The 20,084-nt window shown below is 41.3% G+C and carries 14 protein-coding genes and 1 pseudogene; 9 read left to right on the top strand and 6 right to left on the bottom strand.

What is annotated here, in order from left to right:
• Positions 1-32: 32 nt before the first annotated feature.
• The 5 genes from R0123_RS06875 to R0123_RS06855 all read right to left on the bottom strand — a co-directional run bounded on the left by R0123_RS06875 (position 33) and on the right by R0123_RS06855 (position 5,731).
• Complete coding sequence (locus tag R0123_RS06875) at positions 33-1,478, bottom strand: C13 family peptidase (RefSeq protein ID WP_416381702.1); 1,446 nt, start codon at positions 1,476-1,478, stop codon at positions 33-35.
• A 300-nt stretch (positions 1,479-1,778) separates the two neighbouring features.
• On the bottom strand, positions 1,779-2,828 hold the full coding sequence (gene tsaD / locus R0123_RS06870) for a tRNA (adenosine(37)-N6)-threonylcarbamoyltransferase complex transferase subunit TsaD (protein ID WP_323842012.1): 1,050 nt from the start codon (positions 2,826-2,828) through the stop codon (positions 1,779-1,781).
• A 146-nt stretch (positions 2,829-2,974) separates the two neighbouring features.
• Positions 2,975-3,445 (bottom strand): hypothetical protein, encoded by a 471-nt coding sequence (locus R0123_RS06865; protein WP_323842011.1) that lies wholly within the window; start codon positions 3,443-3,445, stop codon positions 2,975-2,977.
• Between the two features lie 240 nt (positions 3,446-3,685).
• Entirely contained in the window at positions 3,686-5,461 is a 1,776-nt protein-coding gene (locus R0123_RS06860) for a sodium:solute symporter family protein (protein ID WP_323843531.1), read from the bottom strand.
• Between the two features lie 3 nt (positions 5,462-5,464).
• On the bottom strand, positions 5,465-5,731 hold the full coding sequence (locus R0123_RS06855; RefSeq protein WP_323842009.1) for a DUF4212 domain-containing protein: 267 nt from the start codon (positions 5,729-5,731) through the stop codon (positions 5,465-5,467).
• Positions 5,732-6,084: 353 nt separating this feature from the next.
• Here R0123_RS06855 and R0123_RS06850 point away from each other — a divergent pair, with 353 nt between their 5' ends.
• The 9 genes from R0123_RS06850 to R0123_RS06810 all read left to right on the top strand — a co-directional run bounded on the left by R0123_RS06850 (position 6,085) and on the right by R0123_RS06810 (position 18,381).
• Positions 6,085-7,020: a LysR family transcriptional regulator gene (locus tag R0123_RS06850; protein ID WP_323843530.1), complete on the top strand. Its 936-nt coding sequence runs from the start codon at positions 6,085-6,087 to the stop codon at positions 7,018-7,020.
• A 264-nt stretch (positions 7,021-7,284) separates the two neighbouring features.
• Positions 7,285-8,163: a methylisocitrate lyase gene (gene prpB / locus R0123_RS06845; RefSeq protein ID WP_323842007.1), complete on the top strand. Its 879-nt coding sequence runs from the start codon at positions 7,285-7,287 to the stop codon at positions 8,161-8,163.
• Between the two features lie 206 nt (positions 8,164-8,369).
• On the top strand, positions 8,370-9,530 hold the full coding sequence (gene prpC / locus R0123_RS06840; protein WP_323843529.1) for a bifunctional 2-methylcitrate synthase/citrate synthase: 1,161 nt from the start codon (positions 8,370-8,372) through the stop codon (positions 9,528-9,530).
• Positions 9,531-9,608: 78 nt separating this feature from the next.
• Positions 9,609-10,424, top strand: a complete 816-nt coding sequence (locus R0123_RS06835; protein ID WP_323843528.1) for a hypothetical protein — start codon at positions 9,609-9,611, stop codon at positions 10,422-10,424.
• A 29-nt stretch (positions 10,425-10,453) separates the two neighbouring features.
• The gene (gene acnD, locus R0123_RS06830) at positions 10,454-13,045 is read left to right on the top strand and encodes a Fe/S-dependent 2-methylisocitrate dehydratase AcnD (RefSeq protein ID WP_323843527.1); all 2,592 of its coding nucleotides are present in this window, start codon (positions 10,454-10,456) and stop codon (positions 13,043-13,045) included.
• An 84-nt stretch (positions 13,046-13,129) separates the two neighbouring features.
• Positions 13,130-13,780, top strand: a complete 651-nt coding sequence (locus R0123_RS06825; protein ID WP_323843526.1) for a hypothetical protein — start codon at positions 13,130-13,132, stop codon at positions 13,778-13,780.
• The gene (locus R0123_RS06820) at positions 13,759-14,511 is read left to right on the top strand and encodes a HEPN domain-containing protein (protein WP_323843525.1); all 753 of its coding nucleotides are present in this window, start codon (positions 13,759-13,761) and stop codon (positions 14,509-14,511) included. The genes R0123_RS06825 and R0123_RS06820 overlap by 22 nt, the downstream gene beginning before the upstream one ends.
• 65 nt (positions 14,512-14,576) lie before the next feature.
• Complete coding sequence (gene prpF, locus R0123_RS06815) at positions 14,577-15,755, top strand: 2-methylaconitate cis-trans isomerase PrpF (RefSeq protein ID WP_323843524.1); 1,179 nt, start codon at positions 14,577-14,579, stop codon at positions 15,753-15,755.
• Positions 15,756-15,963: 208 nt separating this feature from the next.
• Positions 15,964-18,381 (top strand): PBP1A family penicillin-binding protein, encoded by a 2,418-nt coding sequence (locus R0123_RS06810; RefSeq protein WP_323843523.1) that lies wholly within the window; start codon positions 15,964-15,966, stop codon positions 18,379-18,381.
• Between the two features lie 110 nt (positions 18,382-18,491).
• Here the strand turns inward: R0123_RS06810 and pta are convergent.
• Positions 18,492-19,532: pseudogene (gene pta, locus R0123_RS06805) on the bottom strand (phosphate acetyltransferase); the annotation flags it as partial.
• Positions 19,533-20,084 lie beyond the last annotated feature (552 nt).

The following is a 20,084-nucleotide window of genomic DNA, read 5'->3' as shown; positions in this document are numbered from 1 at the left end:
CAATAATGAACTTTTGACTTTAAGCCAAAAAATCATCTTAGCCCTTCACTTTCGGTAAATTTAGGCAGTTGGATACTAGGGTTATTGGTATGATCAAAAAGTACTTTTTCAAACTCAGGCAGTACCATTTGCATCATTGCACCTACCACCATCTGTGGCTCAGAGGGCTCAAAACCCATCAGTGCCTCACGCTCACTGACACGACGACGCGTTTGTTTAAATGCATCAATCAGCGTATTTTGTTCACGCAGACTCTCAGCAAAAAATGCACGCCCAAAATAGGTCATGTCCGCATCATTGCTACACCCAAAGGATGCACGATCGGCACGACTGGCAGTGATGATGACGGTTGTCGGACTTGACAAAGCTGGAATAAACGACCCTGAATAGCATGATGAAATCACAATCACACGCCAGCGAATCCCCGATGCATCAAGTGCACCACGCAACCATACAGGGTCAATCACATCTAGTGTCAAAGGCGGATTGGTCATCACCAAATCGCCCAAAATACTGCCAGATTCATCAACTGCTCCATGCGAGCTGAGCGTCAAGAACAGCACATCTTCATCTGCATTCATTTTGGTGCCAATTTCTTTTAGTGTCTGAGCAAGACTTGTACGAGATGCAATTGGATATTCTTCCCAAGTATGGTGATTATTAATAAGGGCTATTGAGCGATTTTTCATACCAAATCGCACATCAAACAGCTGATTTGCCTGCTCAATTTCACTGGCAAATACATCTTGCTCAGCATAACCTGCCACGCCAACAAAATACCATTCATTTTTACCCTTGACACCCTTAGCAATATCGGATAAGCCTTTATTAAGCAGGGTGTGTTGCTCATGAAACTGACGCTCATTTAAGGTTGGTGCAACATTTTCTACCTTAAAAATCGGCTGATTAACAACATTTTTTTGCCAAACAACAAGCAGTGCCACCGCGCCAGCTAGCATCAATAGACGCTCCCACCACACCCAGCGTAACTTTTTGGCAAAAATCCACAACAAAGATGCCGTCTGCCACACAAATAAAAAAGTAAACAGATTAGGTAAAAAACCGTACAAAATTGATGGCAACCAGCCTTTGATGTCTAAAAACTGAATGCCACTTTGTGATAATACCAGCATGGTATCAGCTGTCAGCCACAACACCACAGGCACAAAAATTAGCGAATAATTCATTGTGCGTCTGGCCAAAATGATGCCCACAACCAAAATAATCACTGGCCAGACCAAATAGCTAATCAAACCCTGTTCATTAAAATAACTTCTGTCACTGACCGCCAAAAAGCCAAATAAAATATTAGCTCCTAACGCCGCCAACAGCAACACCGCAAACTGTGCAAAAGTTGGCCGCACCAATGCAAACGCACGAACACTGCCAACCAACATATGCAAAGCAGCATGGATATTAGAAAGTAAATTTGCAGAAAATTTAGGTAAGGATTCAATTTTTAGAGATGATAACGACAAGACAAAGCTCTTTTTTAAGTTAAAATCATTTTATTTTCTCAAAATACACCTCGTCATGCAAGATGTATTTGCCCACAAGGATTCTGTATGATTAAGATGATTCACACAAATGATAGGACGGTCAGTATGCTTTAAAGCCTATTGCTTAAAGCCTATCGATTACCCAAAACTGTTTATGGCGGATAAAGATAAATGGCATTAACTTTTTTGGTCAAAATTTAATATACGACAAATAAAATGTATCGCAGGTCATCGCAAGATGGCATTGGTATAAGCTTGCACCCATACCCCTTAGTCTTATCATCGGCTGATTGATGCGTGAACATCAAGCGTTTGCATATTCCATCTTGGCACACAAGCCACAGACAAACCATCTGTCTGCCCCATACTTAGACGACGGTAGCCAGCATAGGCTATCATTGCTCCATTATCAGTGCATAAGTGCAAGGGGGCATAATGAACAACAGCTCCTATTTTGGCAAGAGATTTTTCCAACTCAGTGCGTAAGGTTTGGTTGGCAGAAACTCCACCAGCAATGATGAGCGTTTTTAGTCCAGTCTCTTTAAGTGCTTTTGTGCATTTTTTAACCAATGTATCCACCACCGCATACTGAAAGCTACTGGCAATGTCAGAGCGTATGCCAGCATCATCGTCCGAACCCTTAGTATCTTTGATGAGATTGTGCACTGCTGTTTTCATGCCACTAAAACTAAAATCCAACCCTTTGCCAATCATAGGGCGTGGCAACTCATAGGCCTTAGGATTACCCCCTTTGGCCAAGCGTTCCACATTTGGCCCACCTGGATAAGGAAGGTTGAGCATTTTGGCAGTTTTGTCAAAGCACTCACCCACCGCATCATCAATACTTTCACCAAGTATCGTGTATTGCCCCACACCATCTGCTCGTACAAGCATGGTATGACCACCAGACACAAGCAAACAGACAAAAGGGAATTTAATGTCCTTATTCTCAATCATCGGAGCCAGCAGATGCCCCTCCATATGATGCACGCCAACAGCTGGTATATCAAGAGCATAAGCAAGTGTTCGACCAAACAACGCCCCCGTCATTAATGCCCCAATCAGCCCAGGCCCTTTAGTATAGGCAACAGCATCAATGCTTGTTTTATTCAGATTCGCCTTATCTAGCAACTCATTTAACAATGGCACAAGCTTACGAATATGGTCTCGGCTTGCCAACTCAGGTACAACACCACCATAAACAGCGTGCAACTCAATTTGACTATACAACACTTGGGCAAGCACACCACCTTGACCATCATTCATCTTACTGTCATAAATAGCAAGACCCGTCTCATCGCAAGAAGTTTCCAAACCTAAAACTTTCATGATTTCCACTTGATAACAATTCTAAAATTTAACCATTATAGCACATTTTGGCACATCGCTTAGACGAGAAAAAGCCATCTAGGACAGCTTTTCACTTTTTTCTTTAACTTTTTAAATGACCACAAGTGAATCATTATCAATTAAAATCAATCGCACGCCACTTTGACAATATCATCAGTCATCACCACCTTGCCCCAATTTGGGTTTTGGGAAAAGTCTGACTGCACGCCATTTTCACAATCCACCAAAATCTGAGTATGTTGCGTGGCCATGCGTCTTTCAAAAAAGTACAAATTAACCTTTTTGATGCTTTGATTCATTTCATGAGATGGTTTCTCAGCCACCACAAATTTAAAAGTTGGTGCTTTTAGATACGACCACGGCTTATAAAATGCAGGCTCACTGTGCGTTGCTACGACAAATGCATTCTTTGGCAGGCGTGATTTGGTGTGATCAAACCAGATATATTCACTAAAAATCTGAAACCCCAACATACCAAGTCCTGCTGCCGCAGGTACTATCCAGCGAGGCAGTTTTTTTATCACAAGTCTTAATGACAATGCAACACCCGCCGCCATAAACCCTGATAAAATGGTTGCAATCAATTCCCAAAACATCTTTTTTCCTTAAAGTAAAATGCAACTAACAGATATCATAATTTGGTATCGCTCAATCAAGCAGACAACTCAAAAACCACTTTCACTATAGCACAAAGATGATTAATTGAGTAGCAAAATTTGATGTCATTCAACTTATTTTTAATAAAAATTTCTTTTATTATCATGGTTTTATTAATATTAAATAAAAAATGCAAGTCTTTTAAGACCTGCATTTTTTTATTAGGTTTTGCGAGCCAATCAATGGTCAATCGCTGCGCCTGCACCTTTTGGATAGCGGACACTTTCCACAAGGTCTTGGATTTCTTTTGGTGGTGGTGCAGTCATATAAGATACTGCAAATGCAACCACAAAGTTAATCAAAGCACCAATTGGTCCAAAGCCCAGTGGGTTAATGCCCATAATCCAGCCTGATGCATCATCAGGTAGAGAGTTTGTGCCTGGAATAAAGAACCAGCCTTTGAACAAGAATATGTACACACAAGTAACAATCAAACCTGATAGCATACCTGCAACCGCACCCTTGTCATTGATGCGTTTTGAGAAAATACCCATCATCAACACAGGGAATAGCGATGAACCAGCAATACCGAACGCTAGAGCAACCGTCTGTGCTGCAAAGCCCGGTGGATTCATACCAAGCCAAGTCGCCACCGCAATAGATACCACCATCGCAATACGAGCAGCATTCAGTTCTCCCTTATCTGAAATATCTGGCTTAATAACCATTTTAATCAAATCATGCGAAATGGCTGATGAAATGGCAAGTAATAAACCTGCTGCTGTTGAGAGTGCTGCTGCAATACCACCTGCTGCAATCAGACCAATAACCCAACCTGGCAGATTGGCAATTTCAGGGTTGGCCAATACCATAATGTCGTTATTGACATCAAGCTCATTACCTTTTAAACCCTTAGTTTCAGCGGCAGCTACAAATGCTTCATCTTTCGATTTGTCATTATAGTAGTCAATCTTACCGTCAGCGTTTTTATCCTCAAATTTTAGCAAGCCTGTGGCTTCCCAATTTTTCATCCACTCTGGACGCGCTTCATAGTCAATAGGTGCAGAAGTCGTGCCATTTGGATAAACTGTCTCAACCAAGTTCATACGAGCCATTGAACCTACCGCAGGAGCGGTTGTGTATAGTAAAGCAATAAAAACCAATGTCCAACCTGCTGATGAACGAGCATCAGAGACTTTATTTACTGTGAAGAAACGAATGATAACATGAGGCAAACCAGCTGTACCAATCATGAGCGATAGGGTTAGCAAAAACATATTTAGCTTATCTGGCACATCAGCAGTATAAGCAGCAAAACCTAGATCGGTAACCAATGCATCAAGTTTTGATAGCATGGTCATACCACTTTCCACATCATTGCCAAACATACCCAAAGCTGGGATTGGGTTGCCAGTAATGTTTAGTGAGATGAATATGGCAGGAACGATATAAGCAATCATCAATACCACATATTGAGCAACCTGAGTATAGGTAATGCCCTTCATGCCACCAAGGACTGCGTAAAATAACACAACGACCGCAGCGATGATAAGCCCTGTATTTTTATCAACTTCCAAGAAACGAGAAAAAGCAACCCCTGCACCTGTCATCTGACCGATAACATAAGTGGTACAAGCAAGGATCAAACAAACAACTGCAATCAGACGAGCTGGCTTAGAATAAAAACGGTCGCCGATAAAGTCAGGCACGGTAAATTTACCGAATTTTCTTAGATAAGGGGCAAGTAACAAGGCAAGTAATACAAAACCACCTGTCCAACCCATCAGATAGGCAGAGGCCGCATAACCACCCATGGCAAGCATACCTGCCATAGAGATGAATGACGCAGCACTCATCCAGTCAGCACCTGTTGCCATACCATTGACCACAGGGTGAACACCGCCCCCTGCAACATAAAATTCTTCCGTTGAACCTGCTCTTGCCCACCATGCAATGCCAAAGTACAAAGCAAATGACAAGCCAACAAAAATAAGGTTGATAACAAATTGACTCATGGCTTAATTCTCCTCTACGCCATATTCTTTGTCCAGCTTGTTCATTCTCCAAGCATAGAAAAAAATCAAAGCAACAAAGGTAAGAATGGCACCTTGCTGACCAAACCACAGCCCCAAGTCCGTGCCCATGAAATTGATGCCCATTAATGCTGGGCGTAATAGAACGGCAAAACCAAGTGAGCAAACTGCCCAAACGATCAAACAACCAATAATAATACGGACATTGGCTTTCCAATAGCCAGAAATGTCTTTGTCTGTACCATGTAACATGGTAACCTCCTTGTAAATTGCGATAGCAATTTTAATAATACGCTTTCCTAACAAAATCGTTTTTAAGGCAAGTTACCTTAAAAAAATCTACCACTTAAATCCTGTTAAGAAAGCAGACCATAAACAAGCCAATGTATCATGTTGATTACACATTGATAGTATAAAACCCATAAATACACCAGTAACCGCATAATATCACAATTTTTTAGCATTTCAAGCACTTTTGTACAAAATATGAGAATTTTTTTAACCTTATTGCAACAATATAGCAACCCAATTAAACAACTCTCCACAAAGCCATCATTTTGTGCTACTCTAATGACACCAGTTTATGGCGTAGCTTGGTGCGTATCATGGATTTATCTCATCTTAACACTTTCATTCATGTAGCAAAGACAGGCAACATCAGCCAGTCTGCTAAGATGCTTGGCGTCCCACAACCCACACTCTCACGACACATCACTCAGCTAGAACACACTCTTGGACAAAAGCTCATTGACCGCCAGCACCGACCGATAAAACTGACGCCAGCAGGCAACTTTTTTTATCAACACGCCAAGAAAAATCTACACGAATTGACCGAACTCATCACTTTGACCAAAAATTTTGGTAAATCCACACCAAATACTCTTAATATTGGTTTTGTCGCATCTATTTTATATGGGCTACTGCCTGATGTGATCAGTGAACTAAGAACACGCCTGCCACATCTTGACATACGGCTCATAGAGGTCAGTTCTGACGAGCAAACTCATGCGTTAAAGACAGGCGAGATTGATGTTGGATTTGGTCGCTTTTTATCTTCCCAAGCTTTCATACAACAACTGTTTTTAAGACACGAACAGCTTGTTGTTGCACTTCCTACACAACATCAACTTGCCAAAAATCACAGCATGACCTTTGAAGCACTAAGCAATGAAATGCTGATTTTATATCATCGTACGCCCATGCTTCTTAGTACAGGTCAGACATTTGATCCGCTTTTGCACTTATTCTATGAACGGCACCTCACCCCAAAACACACACAAAAAGTCAGGGACATACAAGTTGCCTTAGGGTTGGTATCGGCAGGTGAAGGCATTACCATCGTACCCATGAGCTTAAAGGGAATTCATCAAGACAAAATCACCTATCTGCCATTTAGCCCCAACGATATCACCTCGTCTATCTATTTAAATACGCTGTCAGGCGACCAAAACCCAAACATTCTTGCTCTACTAAAATCAATTCATACCATTTATGAGCAAAAAAATATCACCCAAACTAATCCTTTGTTGCAAAATTTGTAACAAAATAATTCAAATATTCTTAGAAATATCCAGAATATGCATAAATCTAGCCCTAATAATATCCAATAAATGGGGTATATTATTTAATTTTTGCATAATATCGTAAAGCTCTTTTGTACAGCAATAGCCTGTTGCCATTCATCTATGGCAATCTTTCAAACTTATGGCTATACTAAATTGCATCATTTTCAATTTTGCTTTAAATCACTCATATTCACTCACAGCCAGCTTTTTTGCTGCTTTTAAGGACAAAGGACAATCATCATGAATATCACATCTGCAGGTCTAAAATTCCGTCAAGCTGTCGCCAATCAAAAACCACTACAAGTCGTTGGCACAATTAACGCCAACCACGCCTTACTTGCCAAACGAGCAGGTTTTGGTGCGATTTATTTATCAGGTGGCGGTGTGGCGGCAGGGTCGCTCGGTTTGCCTGATTTGGGCATTAGCAATCTTGACGATGTGCTGACCGATGTACGCCGTATCACTGATGTGTGCGATTTGCCACTGCTTGTAGATGCTGACACAGGTTTTGGGGCAAGTGCGTTTAATGTCGCACGCACGACCAAATCGCTGATTAAGTTTGGAGCAGGGGCAATGCACATCGAAGACCAAGTGGGGGCAAAACGCTGTGGACACCGCCCCAACAAAGCGATTGTCAGTACGCAAGAAATGGTAGATAGAATTAAAGCGTGTGTAGATGCTCGCACGGACGAGAATTTTGTGATTATGGCTCGTACCGATGCACTGGCTGTAGAGGGTCTGCAAGGGGCAATAGACCGTGCAGGTGCATACATTGAGGCGGGTGCTGATATGCTGTTTCCAGAGGCGATTACCGAATTATCCATGTATCGTGAATTTGCCCAAAAAACAGGCGTGCCAATCCTTGCTAATATCACCGAATTTGGTTCAACGCCCCTTTATACCACCGATGAGTTAGCTGGGGTTGATGTGAGTTTGGTGCTGTATCCGCTGTCGGCGTTTCGTGCGATGAATAAGGCCGCCGAGAATGTTTATCAGGCGATTAAAGCGGACGGTACGCAAAAAAATGTTGTGGATACCATGCAAACTCGTGCCGAATTGTACGAACGCATTAACTATCACGAATTTGAGAATTATTTGGATAAATCTTTTGCTAAATAATACTGTGATAATATTGTGCGTAAGATGTGTATTATTCACCGTTTAAAACCAAATTTTAACCTTTTTAAATATCTTATAAACAGATATTTAGAATTGGATAATTATTTAATCAGTTTAAAATAATTATCCCAAAACCGATAGTTTATTTGACATTTAAAGCGTTCAATAAATTATCATTTCCCATTAAGGACAAAAGGAACTATATTATGAGTGAACAAAATCTACCGCAAACCCCCGGCTTTAAACCCAAAAAGAGCGTGGCACTAAGCGGACAAATTGCAGGCAATACCGCCCTTTGTACCGTTGGTAAATCTGGCAATGATTTGCATTATCGTGGTTATGATATTTTGGATTTGGCAAATAATTGCGAATATGAAGAAGTCGCTCATTTGCTCATTCACGGACATTTGCCAAATCGCTATGAACTCATCGCCTATAAGCAAAAATTAAAATCAATGCGAGGCTTGCCAATTCGTGTCATTGAAGTATTGGAAAGTTTGCCTGCTCATACGCACCCCATGGATGTTTTGCGGACGGGCGTGTCAATGTTGGGCTGTGTTTTTCCAGAGCGAGAAAGTATGCCTACCAGTGAAGCCCGTGATATTGCCGATAAACTTCTTGCAAGTCTTGGCTCTATTTTGTTGTATTGGTATCAATATTCGCATAATGGCAAACGCATTAGCGTGGAAAGTGAAGAAGATTCTATTGGCGGGCATTTCTTGCATTTATTGCACGGTGTGCGTCCTGATGAATACCACAGAAAGGCGATGCACATTAGCCTAATATTATATGCCGAGCATGAATTTAATGCGTCCACCTTCACAAGCCGAGTGATTGCAGGAACAGGCTCGGATATGTATTCGTGCATTTGTGGTGCGATTGGGGCGTTAAAAGGTCCAAAACACGGCGGAGCCAATGAAGTCGCTTATGACATTCAAAAACGCTATCGTACGCCTGATGAAGCCGAAGCCGATATTAAAGAACGCATCGCCAAAAAAGAAATAATCATCGGTTTTGGACACCCTGTTTATACCACAGGCGACCCAAGAAATAAAGTGATTAAACAAGTCGCCAAAGATTTATCGGAAGAAACAGGCGATATGCGACTGTTTGATATTGCTGAACGCTTAGAAACTTTGATGTGGAATGAGAAAAAGATGTTCCCAAATTTAGATTGGTTCTCTGCGGTCTCTTACCAAAAAATGGGCGTGCCAACGGCGATGTTTACCCCATTGTTTGTGATTGCACGGACGGCAGGTTGGTCAGCTCATATTTTAGAACAGCGAGCAGACGGCAAAATTATCCGCCCAAGTGCCAATTATACTGGCCCTGAAGATTTAAAATTTATGCCGATGAATGAGCGTTAATTGATAAGACAAGGGCATATTTTATGGAAAAATGTGCCTTTGTTTTTAAGGTGTTAATTTTATAAAAGGTATTTTTGTATGGCTATTGAATTTGGTAAAGTTGAAAAATATATCCAAAACAGGGGGTTTGGTTTTGTCATTTGTTGTTTTAAAAGAGCAAATGATAATTATCCATTTAGTAGCAATAATCATAAGGCATTTTTCCACATTAAAGCTATCAAAAAGTTTAATGATGAAATTTTCAACAATCTAGAAAATGGTAATATTAACGACATTTATTTTTGGTTTGAAATTGAAAAAACAGACAAAGGAGAGCAAGTTTTAAGATTATTAAAGCCAGATGATGAACAAATTAAAAATAACCCTACACTTATTGGAATTTTAAAAAATAAATTTCTTGATACTTCTACTTCGCTACCAAAATGGATTGAGTTAGCGGTCAATGATGTATTGGATAAAAAAGAAATAGAAATTCTAAAAAATGCAAGAAATATTTTAGAACAGATAGAAAACCAAAAAAGAATTGAGCGTCAAAGAGAAATACAGGCGGAAAATGATAGATTAATGGCTATCAGACAACAAGAAATTCAAAAAAGGAAAGAACTTGAACAAATTCAAGAGCGTGAATTTGAGCAGTTAGTTAATGAAGTTCAAAGTTTCAGCTTTACTCATAGCAATCAAGTTTCAAACTATATAAAAAGAAATCGCTTAGGCAACAAATATAGACACCTTGCTGGTGTTTTGGAAATGAGTAAGGGTTCAGATACTTGGGATTTTATCGGTGGAATTGACCCAAAATTTTATGCAAGATTATGTTCTACATTAAATTTAAGTAACCAAAATTCTGGTGCTACACCAACCAATTTTAAATCATTTAATGATTTGAATAAATAACGACATATCACAGCCAAAAGGAAACAGCAATGAAAAACTACCGCAAACCCTTAGCAAATACCGAGCTACATTATTACGATGTAGAACAGGCGATTAACGATATCAAGCCCAACGCTTACGATAAATTGCCCTATACCGCAAAAATACTTGCTGAACAACTGGTTCGCAATAAGCCTGATGACCCACAATTAGGCGAGTATTTAGCACAACTCATTGATAATAAACAAGAATTGGACTTCCCTTGGTATCCTGCCCGTGTGGTATGTCATGACATTTTGGGACAGACCGCTCTTGTGGATTTGGCAGGACTGCGTGATGCCATTAGTGAAGCAGGGGGCGACCCAAGCCGTGTCAATCCTGTGGTGCAAACTCAGCTGATTGTGGACCATTCGCTTGCCGTAGAACACGGTGGCGATGACCCTGACGCATTTGCCAAAAACCGTGCCATTGAAGACCGCCGAAATGACGACCGTTTTCATTTTATCAACTGGACAAAAACCGCCTTTGAAAATGTAGATGTGATTGGTGCTGGTAATGGCATTATGCACCAGATTAACCTTGAAAAAATGTCGCCTGTGGTGCAGGTTAAAGACAGTGTGGCATTCCCTGACACCTGTGTTGGCACAGATAGCCATACCCCACACACGGACGCTTTGGGCGTGATTTCGGTGGGCGTGGGTGGTCTTGAAGCCGAATGCGTCATGCTAGGGCAACCGTCTATGATGCGTACGCCTGAGATTGTCGGTGTACATTTGACTGGAAAACGCCAAGCAGGGATAACGGCGACTGATATCGTACTGGCTTTAACCGAATTTTTGCGAGCCGAGCGAGTGGTTGGGGCTTATCTTGAATTTTTTGGTGAAGGGGCAAACTCATTATCGGTGGGCGATAGAGCGACCATTGCCAATATGACCCCTGAATATGGTGCAACCGCAGGGCTGTTTTATATTGACCAAAACACGCTAGATTATTTGACCTTGACAGGGCGAGAGAGCGAGCAAGTAAAACTTGTGGAAAATTATGCCAAAACTGTGGGGCTGTGGGCAGATAAAATGACCAAGGCAGTTTATCCACGAGTATTGACCTTTGATTTATCCAAAGTTACACGCAATATCGCAGGTCCATCTAACCCACATGCTAAAGTGGCTACCAATGAATTAAAAGCCAAAGGCATTGCAGGCGTGGTGGAAAATCGCACAGACGGTCTAATGCCTGACGGTGCGGTGATTATCGCAGCGATTACATCTTGTACCAATACATCAAATCCTAGAAATACCGTAGCCGCAGGACTTTTGGCGAAAAAGGCGAATGAATTGGGCTTAAGCAAAAAGCCGTGGGTCAAAACATCATTTGCACCGGGTTCAAAAGTTGCCAAATTGTATCTTGAAAAAGCAGGATTATTAACAGAACTTGAAAAATTGGGCTTTGGTATTGTTGCTTATGCTTGCACTACTTGTAATGGCATGAGCGGTGCATTACGACCTGAAATTGAGCAAGAAATCGTAGAGCGAGATTTATACGCCACAGCGGTACTCTCTGGCAACCGCAATTTTGACGGACGCATTCACCCACAAGCAAAACAAGCCTTTTTGGCAAGCCCGCCCTTGGTGGTCGCCTATGCGATTGCAGGGACGATTCGTTTTGACATTGAAAATGATATTTTGGGTTATCATAATGACCAGCCCATTTATCTAAAAGACATCTATCCAAGCGATGACAAGATTGACCGCATTGTCGCAGAAAGCGTCAGCCCTGAACAATTTCGTGAAATCTATATCCCAATGTTTGATTTGGATAAATCACAAAAATCGGCAAATCCGCTATATGACTGGCGTGAAATGTCCACTTATATCCGCCGTCCGCCTTATTGGGAAGGGGCATTGGCAAAAGAATGTCAATTAACCAATTTGCGACCGCTTGCCATTTTGCCTGATAATATCACAACTGACCACCTATCGCCGTCCAATGCCATTGTCAAAAATTCAGCAGCAGGCGAATATTTGGCAAAAATGGGCGTGCCAGAAGAAGATTTTAACAGCTATGCCACGCACCGAGGCGACCATTTGACCGCACAACGAGCGACTTTGGCAAATCCAAAACTGTTTAATGAAATGGTAAAAAATCCAGACGGTACAGTGCGTCAAGGTTCGCTTGCTAGGATTGAGCCAGACGGTACGGTTGTGCGAATGTGGGAAGCGATTGAGACCTATATGGAGCGTGGTCAGCCTTTAATCATCATCGCAGGGGCGGATTATGGGCAAGGGTCAAGCCGAGACTGGGCAGCAAAAGGCGTGCGACTGGCTGGCGTGGAAGTGATTGTCGCAGAAGGTTTTGAACGCATTCACCGCACCAATCTTGTGGGAATGGGTGTGTTGCCATTGCAATTTGTGGGCGGTCAAAATCGCCATACGCTAAAATTGGACGGTACGGAAATTTATGCGGTACAAGGCGATATTTCGGCTCGCTCTCAATTAGAGCTTGTCATTGAACGCAAAAATGGCGAGACCCAAACCGTGCCTGTGTTATGTCGCCTTGATAGCGATAGTGATGTGAGAACTTATAAGGCAGGTGGTGTGCTTAGGGAGTTTGCGGGGAGGTTTTTGGGTGGTAATATAGTATAGTTATATACCTTTGATTTGTAGTTATTGAATTTTTAAAAACCAAGTATCAAGTATAAATACTTGGTTTTTACTCAAGGATAAAGTATGAAAATCAAACAACCTATGAAAATGCTCGGTGAGTTTTGGCTCGAAGGTCTAGAAAACTCAAAACTTGCAGGAGTTCTTTCCGTAGCAAATAATGGAGATATTTCATTAGAGGTATTGGGAGAATTTCACGACACGAAATTCCCAAATGTTTCTAATGATTTTTTTGATATCTATGGAAAAGTAGATGGTTTTTCAATGGTAAAGTTATTTGATTGCTTCTATACTAATGTAAGATACTCATCTTGTTATCCCACATCTACAAAAATAATTGCCAATTATGCTTTTCTCTCAGAAGAGTTGGTTGATATAAGAGATGCTGAGTTTTATTCTATAAGATTCAAAATTGATGGGGTAAATTCTTTTTTTAGTAGTAATGTGAATTCAAATTTTACGCAAAATTCCGGATTTTCAATTACCTACAATGAACCACAAGATGTAAATTTTTCAATTTCTGATGATTTTGACTTTGAAATATTATATCAAGTATCAATGAATGAAACTTTTCGTATTGGTTGCAATAAAATTCATGAAGATGTTAGTATTAGATTAACTTCAAAAAATAATTTAAAAAAAATTGATGAATTTATAAAAGAAACTTATAAAATTACCAATTTTTTAGCTTTATTATGCAAACTCCACTTTCCATAGAAGAGGTTTATTGCTCACTTTATGAAAACAATGAGGATTCGCTAAATTTAGAAAAAACCAGAATAATTTATCATAGTTCTAATTTTTTCGATAATTTTGATAATCAAGATATTAAAACACCTCTTTTTTTGTTTTATCAAGTCGAAAATAAATTTGAATCATATTTACCTAAATGGATTGATTTATACAATACCATAGAACCAACTCTAAATTTATTCTTTTCAATAATGTATGGTAAATACACACATTGTGAATCACAGTTTTTATTCTTGGCTCAAGCTTTAGAGTCTCTTCATCGTAGAACTTCAAATGAAAAGTTATTAAATGAAGAAGAATTTAGTTTATTGGTGTCTGAACTTAAAAGAGTGTGTCCAGAAAAATATTCACAATGGTTAGAGCCTAAGTTTTTTCATGGAAATGAAATCAGTTTTAGAAAAAGAATTCAAAGAACTATTGAACCATTTGAAGATATAATTATTTTGCGTAAGCAGAAAAATAAATTGATTAACTTAATCTTAGATACTAGGAATTATCTTACTCATTATGACGAAGTTTTAAAAAATAAAAGAGCAAACGGCAAACAATTAATTAATGTTACTCAAAAAGTTTATTTAATAATTATTGTTAATATACTTCATTTGATTGGATTATCGGTTGAAGAAATCGATGCAATTGTTGAGTCAAATTGGGAGCTAAAAGATATAAAAGATTTACCCATAGTTAAGGAATAACCTCAAATGCAAATACATCATCAATTTTTATAGTTCGTTATCAGATTAATCAAGGAGTAATCAAAATGCAAACCCCAATCCCAGCCACTTATATGCGTGGTGGCACATCAAAAGGCACATTTTTTAATTTGGCGGATTTGCCAGAGCCTTGCCAAGTGGCAGGACAAGCACGAGACGCATTTTTGCTCCGAGTGGTCGGCAGTCCAGACCCCTACGGCAAGCAAATTGACGGACTGGGCAATGGCTCATCAAGCACTTCCAAAGTCGTGATTATCTCGCCTTGCACAGACGGCACGCACGATGTCAATTATCTGTTTGGGCAAGTGGCGATTGATAGGGCGATGATTGATTGGTCGGGCAACTGTGGCAATTTGACAGGGGCAGTCGGCAGTTTTGCGATTTTTAATGGCTTGATTGCAAAAGATAAAATCCCTGACAATGGCATTTGCACAGTACGAATTTATCAACAAAATATCGGTAAAACCATTATCGCCTATGTTCCAATCAAAAACGGACAAGTGGTAGAAACAGGCGATTTTGAGCTAGACGGTGTAACATTCCCAGCTAGCGAGATTAAAATTGAATTTATTGACCCTGTGGAAGATACAGGCGAAATGTTCCCAACAGGCAATTTAAAAGATACTTTGAGTGTGCCTGATGTGGGTGAATTTGAAGTAACACTTATCAATGCTGGCATTCCAACGATATTTTTGCGTGCCAAAGATTTGGGTTTTACAGGGACAGAATTGCAAAAAGACATCAATTCAAACAGCGAAATTTTAGACAAATTAGAAAAAATCCGTAGCTTTGGGGCGGTCAAAATGGGCTTGATTGACGATATAGAGCAAGCCGAAACTCGCCAACACACGCCAAAAATCGCTTGGGTTGCAGAGCCTTGCGACTATGTGTCGTCAAGTGGAAAGACAGTCAAAGCAAACGACATCAACCTATTAGCCCGTGCGATGAGTATGGGGCAGTTGCACCATGCGATGATGGGTACGGCTAGCGTGGCAATCGGTACAGCAGGGACGATAGTCGGCACGATTGTCAATGATGTGGCAGGTGGTGGGAATTTGACAGAAGTCTGTTTTGGACATCCATCAGGGGTGCTTACTGTTGGTGCACAGTCTGAATACGTGAACGGCAAATGGCTCGCTCGCAAAGTATCTATGAGCCGTTCGGCAAGACGGCTGATGGTGGGGCAGGTATTTGTTCCTATGGATAGTTTTTTGATTAAAATATGATTAAAAGCCACAACAAATCTTTTTAAGTCTGCCCATTTTAAACAATCAAAAACACCCAAGGGATATGACAAACACAATCATATAAAATATCACACAATGCTGATATTTTTATCACAACATGGTAAAATGGGAAATTAGTTGAATTCGGTCCAATAAAATCGTGCCACCTAAGCCCATCTTTGTACTCAAATCCAAAAAAAACAATGCCATGACTGACACTCCAGACACCCCACTTAACGCATCAATACTTTCCATAATTTTTCGGTTTTTGGTTGCAATCATTGCATTCATCTTGATTTTGGTGCTTGCTTTTCCTATTGGTTTTTATGGCATGGCAATGTATCTACAACCAAATCTGCCTGATGTCAAAAATATCAACACCAGCAAATTTGAGATGCCATTGCAAATCTACACAGCGGACAACAAGCTCATCGGCCAATACGGCAACCGTTTTTCAATGCCTGTCACTTATGAGCAAATGCCCAAACAGCTCATTAATGCCTTTTTGTCCGCAGAAGATTCGAGTTTCTTTGAACATAGTGGCATCAGTGTCAAAGGTATTGGGCGTGCCATTACCGAAGTGATTACCAACGATGACACACAAACAGGTGGCTCAACCATCACCATGCAAGTTGCCAAAAACTATTTTTTAAGCACCGAGCGTACCTTAAACAGAAAGCTGACCGAATTATTCATTGCTCGCAAAATTGAAAACGAGATGACCAAAGATGAAATCTTGACGCTTTATGTCAACAAGATTTATCTGGGTGAAGGCTCTTACGGTGTGGCCGCTGCTGCTCGTGTTTATTTTAGCAAAACTTTAGACAAATTAACCATTGCTGAGATGGCAATGATTGCAGGCCTACCAAAAGCCCCTTCTGCTTACAATCCTGTCGCTAATCCACAACGAGCCTTAACTCGCCGAAACTGGATTATTGGAAGAATGCTCCAAGACGGACACATCAGCAAAGCCGAGCATGATGAGGCAATCAATGCACCGATTGGACTGCATTTGTATCGTGAAAAACTTGATCTAAATATGCCCTATTTGGCAGAAATGGCTCGTAGTAGTTTGGTAGAAAAATATGGCAAGCAAGTCATGGACAGCGGTTGGCGTATACAACTGACCGTTAATAGCAACGAACAAATTGCTGCCGAAGATGCACTGATTTCAGGTCTAAAAAGCTATGATGCTCGCCATGGTAATGGCTGGCAAGGGATAGAAGCCAAGTCTGGTAAACTAAATAATTTTAGCACTTATGATAACATGTATGCCGCTCAGGTCATTAAAGTAACAAACAGCGGATTTCAAGCCAAATTACAATCAGGCAACATCATCAATGTGGCTTGGTCTGGTGGCATGAACTGGGCGCGTCGCTCACTTGGACCTGGTCGTGCTGGTAGCTATTTTACCAACCCGCATCAGATGCTTCAAGTTGGCAATATTGTGCGTGTAACACCGCTGAATAAAGAAAAAAACACTTGGCGATTGGCACAGCCACCATCAATTCAAGGTGCCTTAGTATCCATTCACCCTGATAATGGTGCAGTAAGAGCACTTGTTGGTGGCTTTAATTTTAATCACAGTAAATTTAACCGTGTTACCCAAGGTTATCGCCAACCTGGCTCTATCATCAAACCACTCATCTATGCCGCTGCCCTTGAAACAGGCAAATTCACCCCAGACAGTCTCATATCTGATGCCGCCATCAGTATTGGTAACTGGCGGCCCAAAAATGCCGATGGTAATTATACAGGTGCCATGCCCATACGCCGTGCACTTGCTTTGTCTCGTAACACACCGTCAATTCGCTTGTTGCAATCAACAGGCATTGACAATGCACGGCAGACACTTAATATGATGGGCTTAGAAAAAGAACGCCTGCCCACAACATTGGCACTTGCACTTGGTGCAGCCAGTGTTACGCCACTACAAATGGCGACAGGCTTTGCAACCTTAATTAATGGCGGTCATCGAATACAGCCCTATTTTATCGAACGCATTTATGATTTTAAAAACACAGTTATTTTTCAGGCCAACCCTGTTCAGGCGTGTGCATTGTGTTTTAATGACAACCTAAAACATTTAAATAGATCGCTTGCCATATCCTTTGGTCAAAATCAAAAAGATAAGTCTATCACACAAGACAATCAACCAAACGCAACCCCCAAGCACGACCGCCTAAAACCCATCTCCCCTGCTTTGTATGCCAACGCCAACCAAGCACCACGAGTCATCAGTCAAAAAACATCTTACGAAATGGCAGGAATGTTGCGTGAAGTCATCACAAGTGGCACGGCCAAAAAGGCCTTAGCGTTGGGTCGTGCTGATGTTGGTGGCAAAACAGGTACAACCAACCAAGCTAAAGATGCGTGGTTTGCTGGCGTACACCCAACAAGCTCAACTGTCGTATGGGTTGGCTTTGATAACCCCGCCCCTATGGGTGCAGGTGAATATGGCGGTGTGGCGGCATTACCAATTTGGATGAATTTTACTCGCCAGCAGTTGCATGACACGCCCGTACAATGGGTTTCGGCCGATAACCGCTCAAAATCCAAGAAAGCAACTCAGCACATCATCAACTTTACCGACGATGTACCAGCTGGTCAAAAATCAAGCCCTTGATTAGCCTTTCATGCTTCATTAGCCGACCGATGCCCAATACAATCTTTTCATACAACAAAACCCTGTCGTTTGACAGGGTTTTGTTGTGCGATTTAGGCACCTAATCATGCTTATTTATTGCCAATCGCCTGAATGGCAGTCAAAGCGATGGTATAAACAATATCATCTACCAAACAGCCACGAGACAGGTCATTAACAGGCTTATTCAAGCCTTGCAACATAGGGCCTACGCTAATCACACCTGCAGTACGCTGTACCGCCTTATAGGTGGTATTGCCTGTGTTCAAATCAGGGAATATAAACACATTGGCTTCACCTGCAACAGCAGAGTTTGGTGCTTTTTGCTTACCAACACTCGGTACAGATGCTGCGTCAAATTGCAATGGACCATCAACTTTAAGTGTTGGTGCTTTTTCACGCACGATTTCCAATGCCGCTTTAACGGTATCCACATCAGGACCTGAACCTGAATCCATGGTGGAGTAGCTGATTAACGCCACTTTTGGATCAATACCAAATGCTTTGGCAGATTCGGCCGATTGCATGGCAATTTCAGCAAGCTGTTCGGCCGTTGGATTTGGATTGACTGCACAGTCGCCATAAACAACCACTTGCTCAGGCAACAACATAAAGAAGACAGAAGACACCGAACTGTACTCTGGTGCGGTCTTAATCAACTGAAATGCTGGGCGAATGGTGTCGGCTGTGGTATGCACTGCACCAGAAACCAAGCCATCAACATCACCAACTTGTAACATCATTGTACCAAGATACACCGTATCTTGCAGGGCAACTCTTGCACCTTCTTGATCAATTTTACCCTTACGACGCTCAACCATTGGGTCAACATATTTCTCAATAATCGCACTAGGCTCAATGATTTCAATATCTGATGGCAACACCACGCCACGCTGCTCGGCTACCGCACGGATTTTAGCAGCATCGCCAAGTAGTACGCATTGTGCAATGCCACGATTTTGACAAATTGTCGCCGCTTCAATGGTGCGTGGCTCATCGCCTTCTGGCAGAACAATGCGTTTTTTAGCAGACTGGGCCAAACGCACCACCTGATTGCGAAACGCATATGGCGATAATTTTTGAGTACGCTCAGCGGTCTTGTAGGCCTCAAAAGCATTAGTATCAATTTCAGACAGCTGACCATCTACATCGGTGCGTGCTACCACTTGTAGTGTACCAGATAATTCAGAAGTGCCAATCAAACCCCAAATACGCTCACCCTTGATGCCACCAAAGGCAGATGCAAACAGTCGCATACGAGAAGAATCATCACCCACAAGAATGATTTGAGCATCAAGACCTGTTGCCAACTCACTGTTTACTTCATTGGCAAATGGTGCATTTTCATCAGCCATAACACCTGCCACCACATTCACAGGGGCATTTTGCTTGGCAATAAACGACTCAAGCAGACTGTCTAGCCCCCCTTGACTGATGGCATCGCCAAGCTCATGATGACTTGGAATGTTTAGCACCGAAGCGTCCAATAATTGAGCGACATTTTGTGCCAAATTATCAATGTTCACTTGACGAGTTGTTGGAATTAGTAGTAATGTTTTCATGACTTTCCTTAACAAATGATTAAACAATAGCTTGATGCACCACCGGCAAACATATTTTTATGATCACAATAACCGCAGTAGCCTTACTTTAAAAGATGACAAACCAAAGGATAATTCATCTTG

Source organism: Moraxella sp. Pampa (assembly GCF_035181385.1).
Classification (GTDB): domain Bacteria; phylum Pseudomonadota; class Gammaproteobacteria; order Pseudomonadales; family Moraxellaceae; genus Moraxella.
This window is presented reverse-complemented; position numbering and strand designations above follow the sequence as displayed.

Bases quoted from the DNA above. Each gene is read 5' to 3' on its own strand.
- R0123_RS06855 (WP_323842009.1), bottom strand. From the start codon at position 5,731: ATGTTACATGGTACAGACAAAGACATTTCTGGCTATTGGAAAGCCAAT.
- prpB (WP_323842007.1), top strand. From the start codon at position 7,285: ATGAATATCACATCTGCAGGTCTAAAATTCCGTCAAGCTGTCGCCAAT.
- R0123_RS06860 (WP_323843531.1), bottom strand. From the start codon at position 5,461: ATGAGTCAATTTGTTATCAACCTTATTTTTGTTGGCTTGTCATTTGCT.
- acnD (WP_323843527.1), top strand. From the start codon at position 10,454: ATGAAAAACTACCGCAAACCCTTAGCAAATACCGAGCTACATTATTAC.
- tsaD (WP_323842012.1), bottom strand. From the start codon at position 2,828: ATGAAAGTTTTAGGTTTGGAAACTTCTTGCGATGAGACGGGTCTTGCT.
- R0123_RS06865 (WP_323842011.1), bottom strand. From the start codon at position 3,445: ATGTTTTGGGAATTGATTGCAACCATTTTATCAGGGTTTATGGCGGCG.
- R0123_RS06850 (WP_323843530.1), top strand. From the start codon at position 6,085: ATGGATTTATCTCATCTTAACACTTTCATTCATGTAGCAAAGACAGGC.
- prpF (WP_323843524.1), top strand. From the start codon at position 14,577: ATGCAAACCCCAATCCCAGCCACTTATATGCGTGGTGGCACATCAAAA.
- R0123_RS06810 (WP_323843523.1), top strand. From the start codon at position 15,964: ATGACTGACACTCCAGACACCCCACTTAACGCATCAATACTTTCCATA.
- prpC (WP_323843529.1), top strand. From the start codon at position 8,370: ATGAGTGAACAAAATCTACCGCAAACCCCCGGCTTTAAACCCAAAAAG.
- R0123_RS06820 (WP_323843525.1), top strand. From the start codon at position 13,759: ATGCAAACTCCACTTTCCATAGAAGAGGTTTATTGCTCACTTTATGAA.
- R0123_RS06825 (WP_323843526.1), top strand. From the start codon at position 13,130: ATGAAAATCAAACAACCTATGAAAATGCTCGGTGAGTTTTGGCTCGAA.
- R0123_RS06835 (WP_323843528.1), top strand. From the start codon at position 9,609: ATGGCTATTGAATTTGGTAAAGTTGAAAAATATATCCAAAACAGGGGG.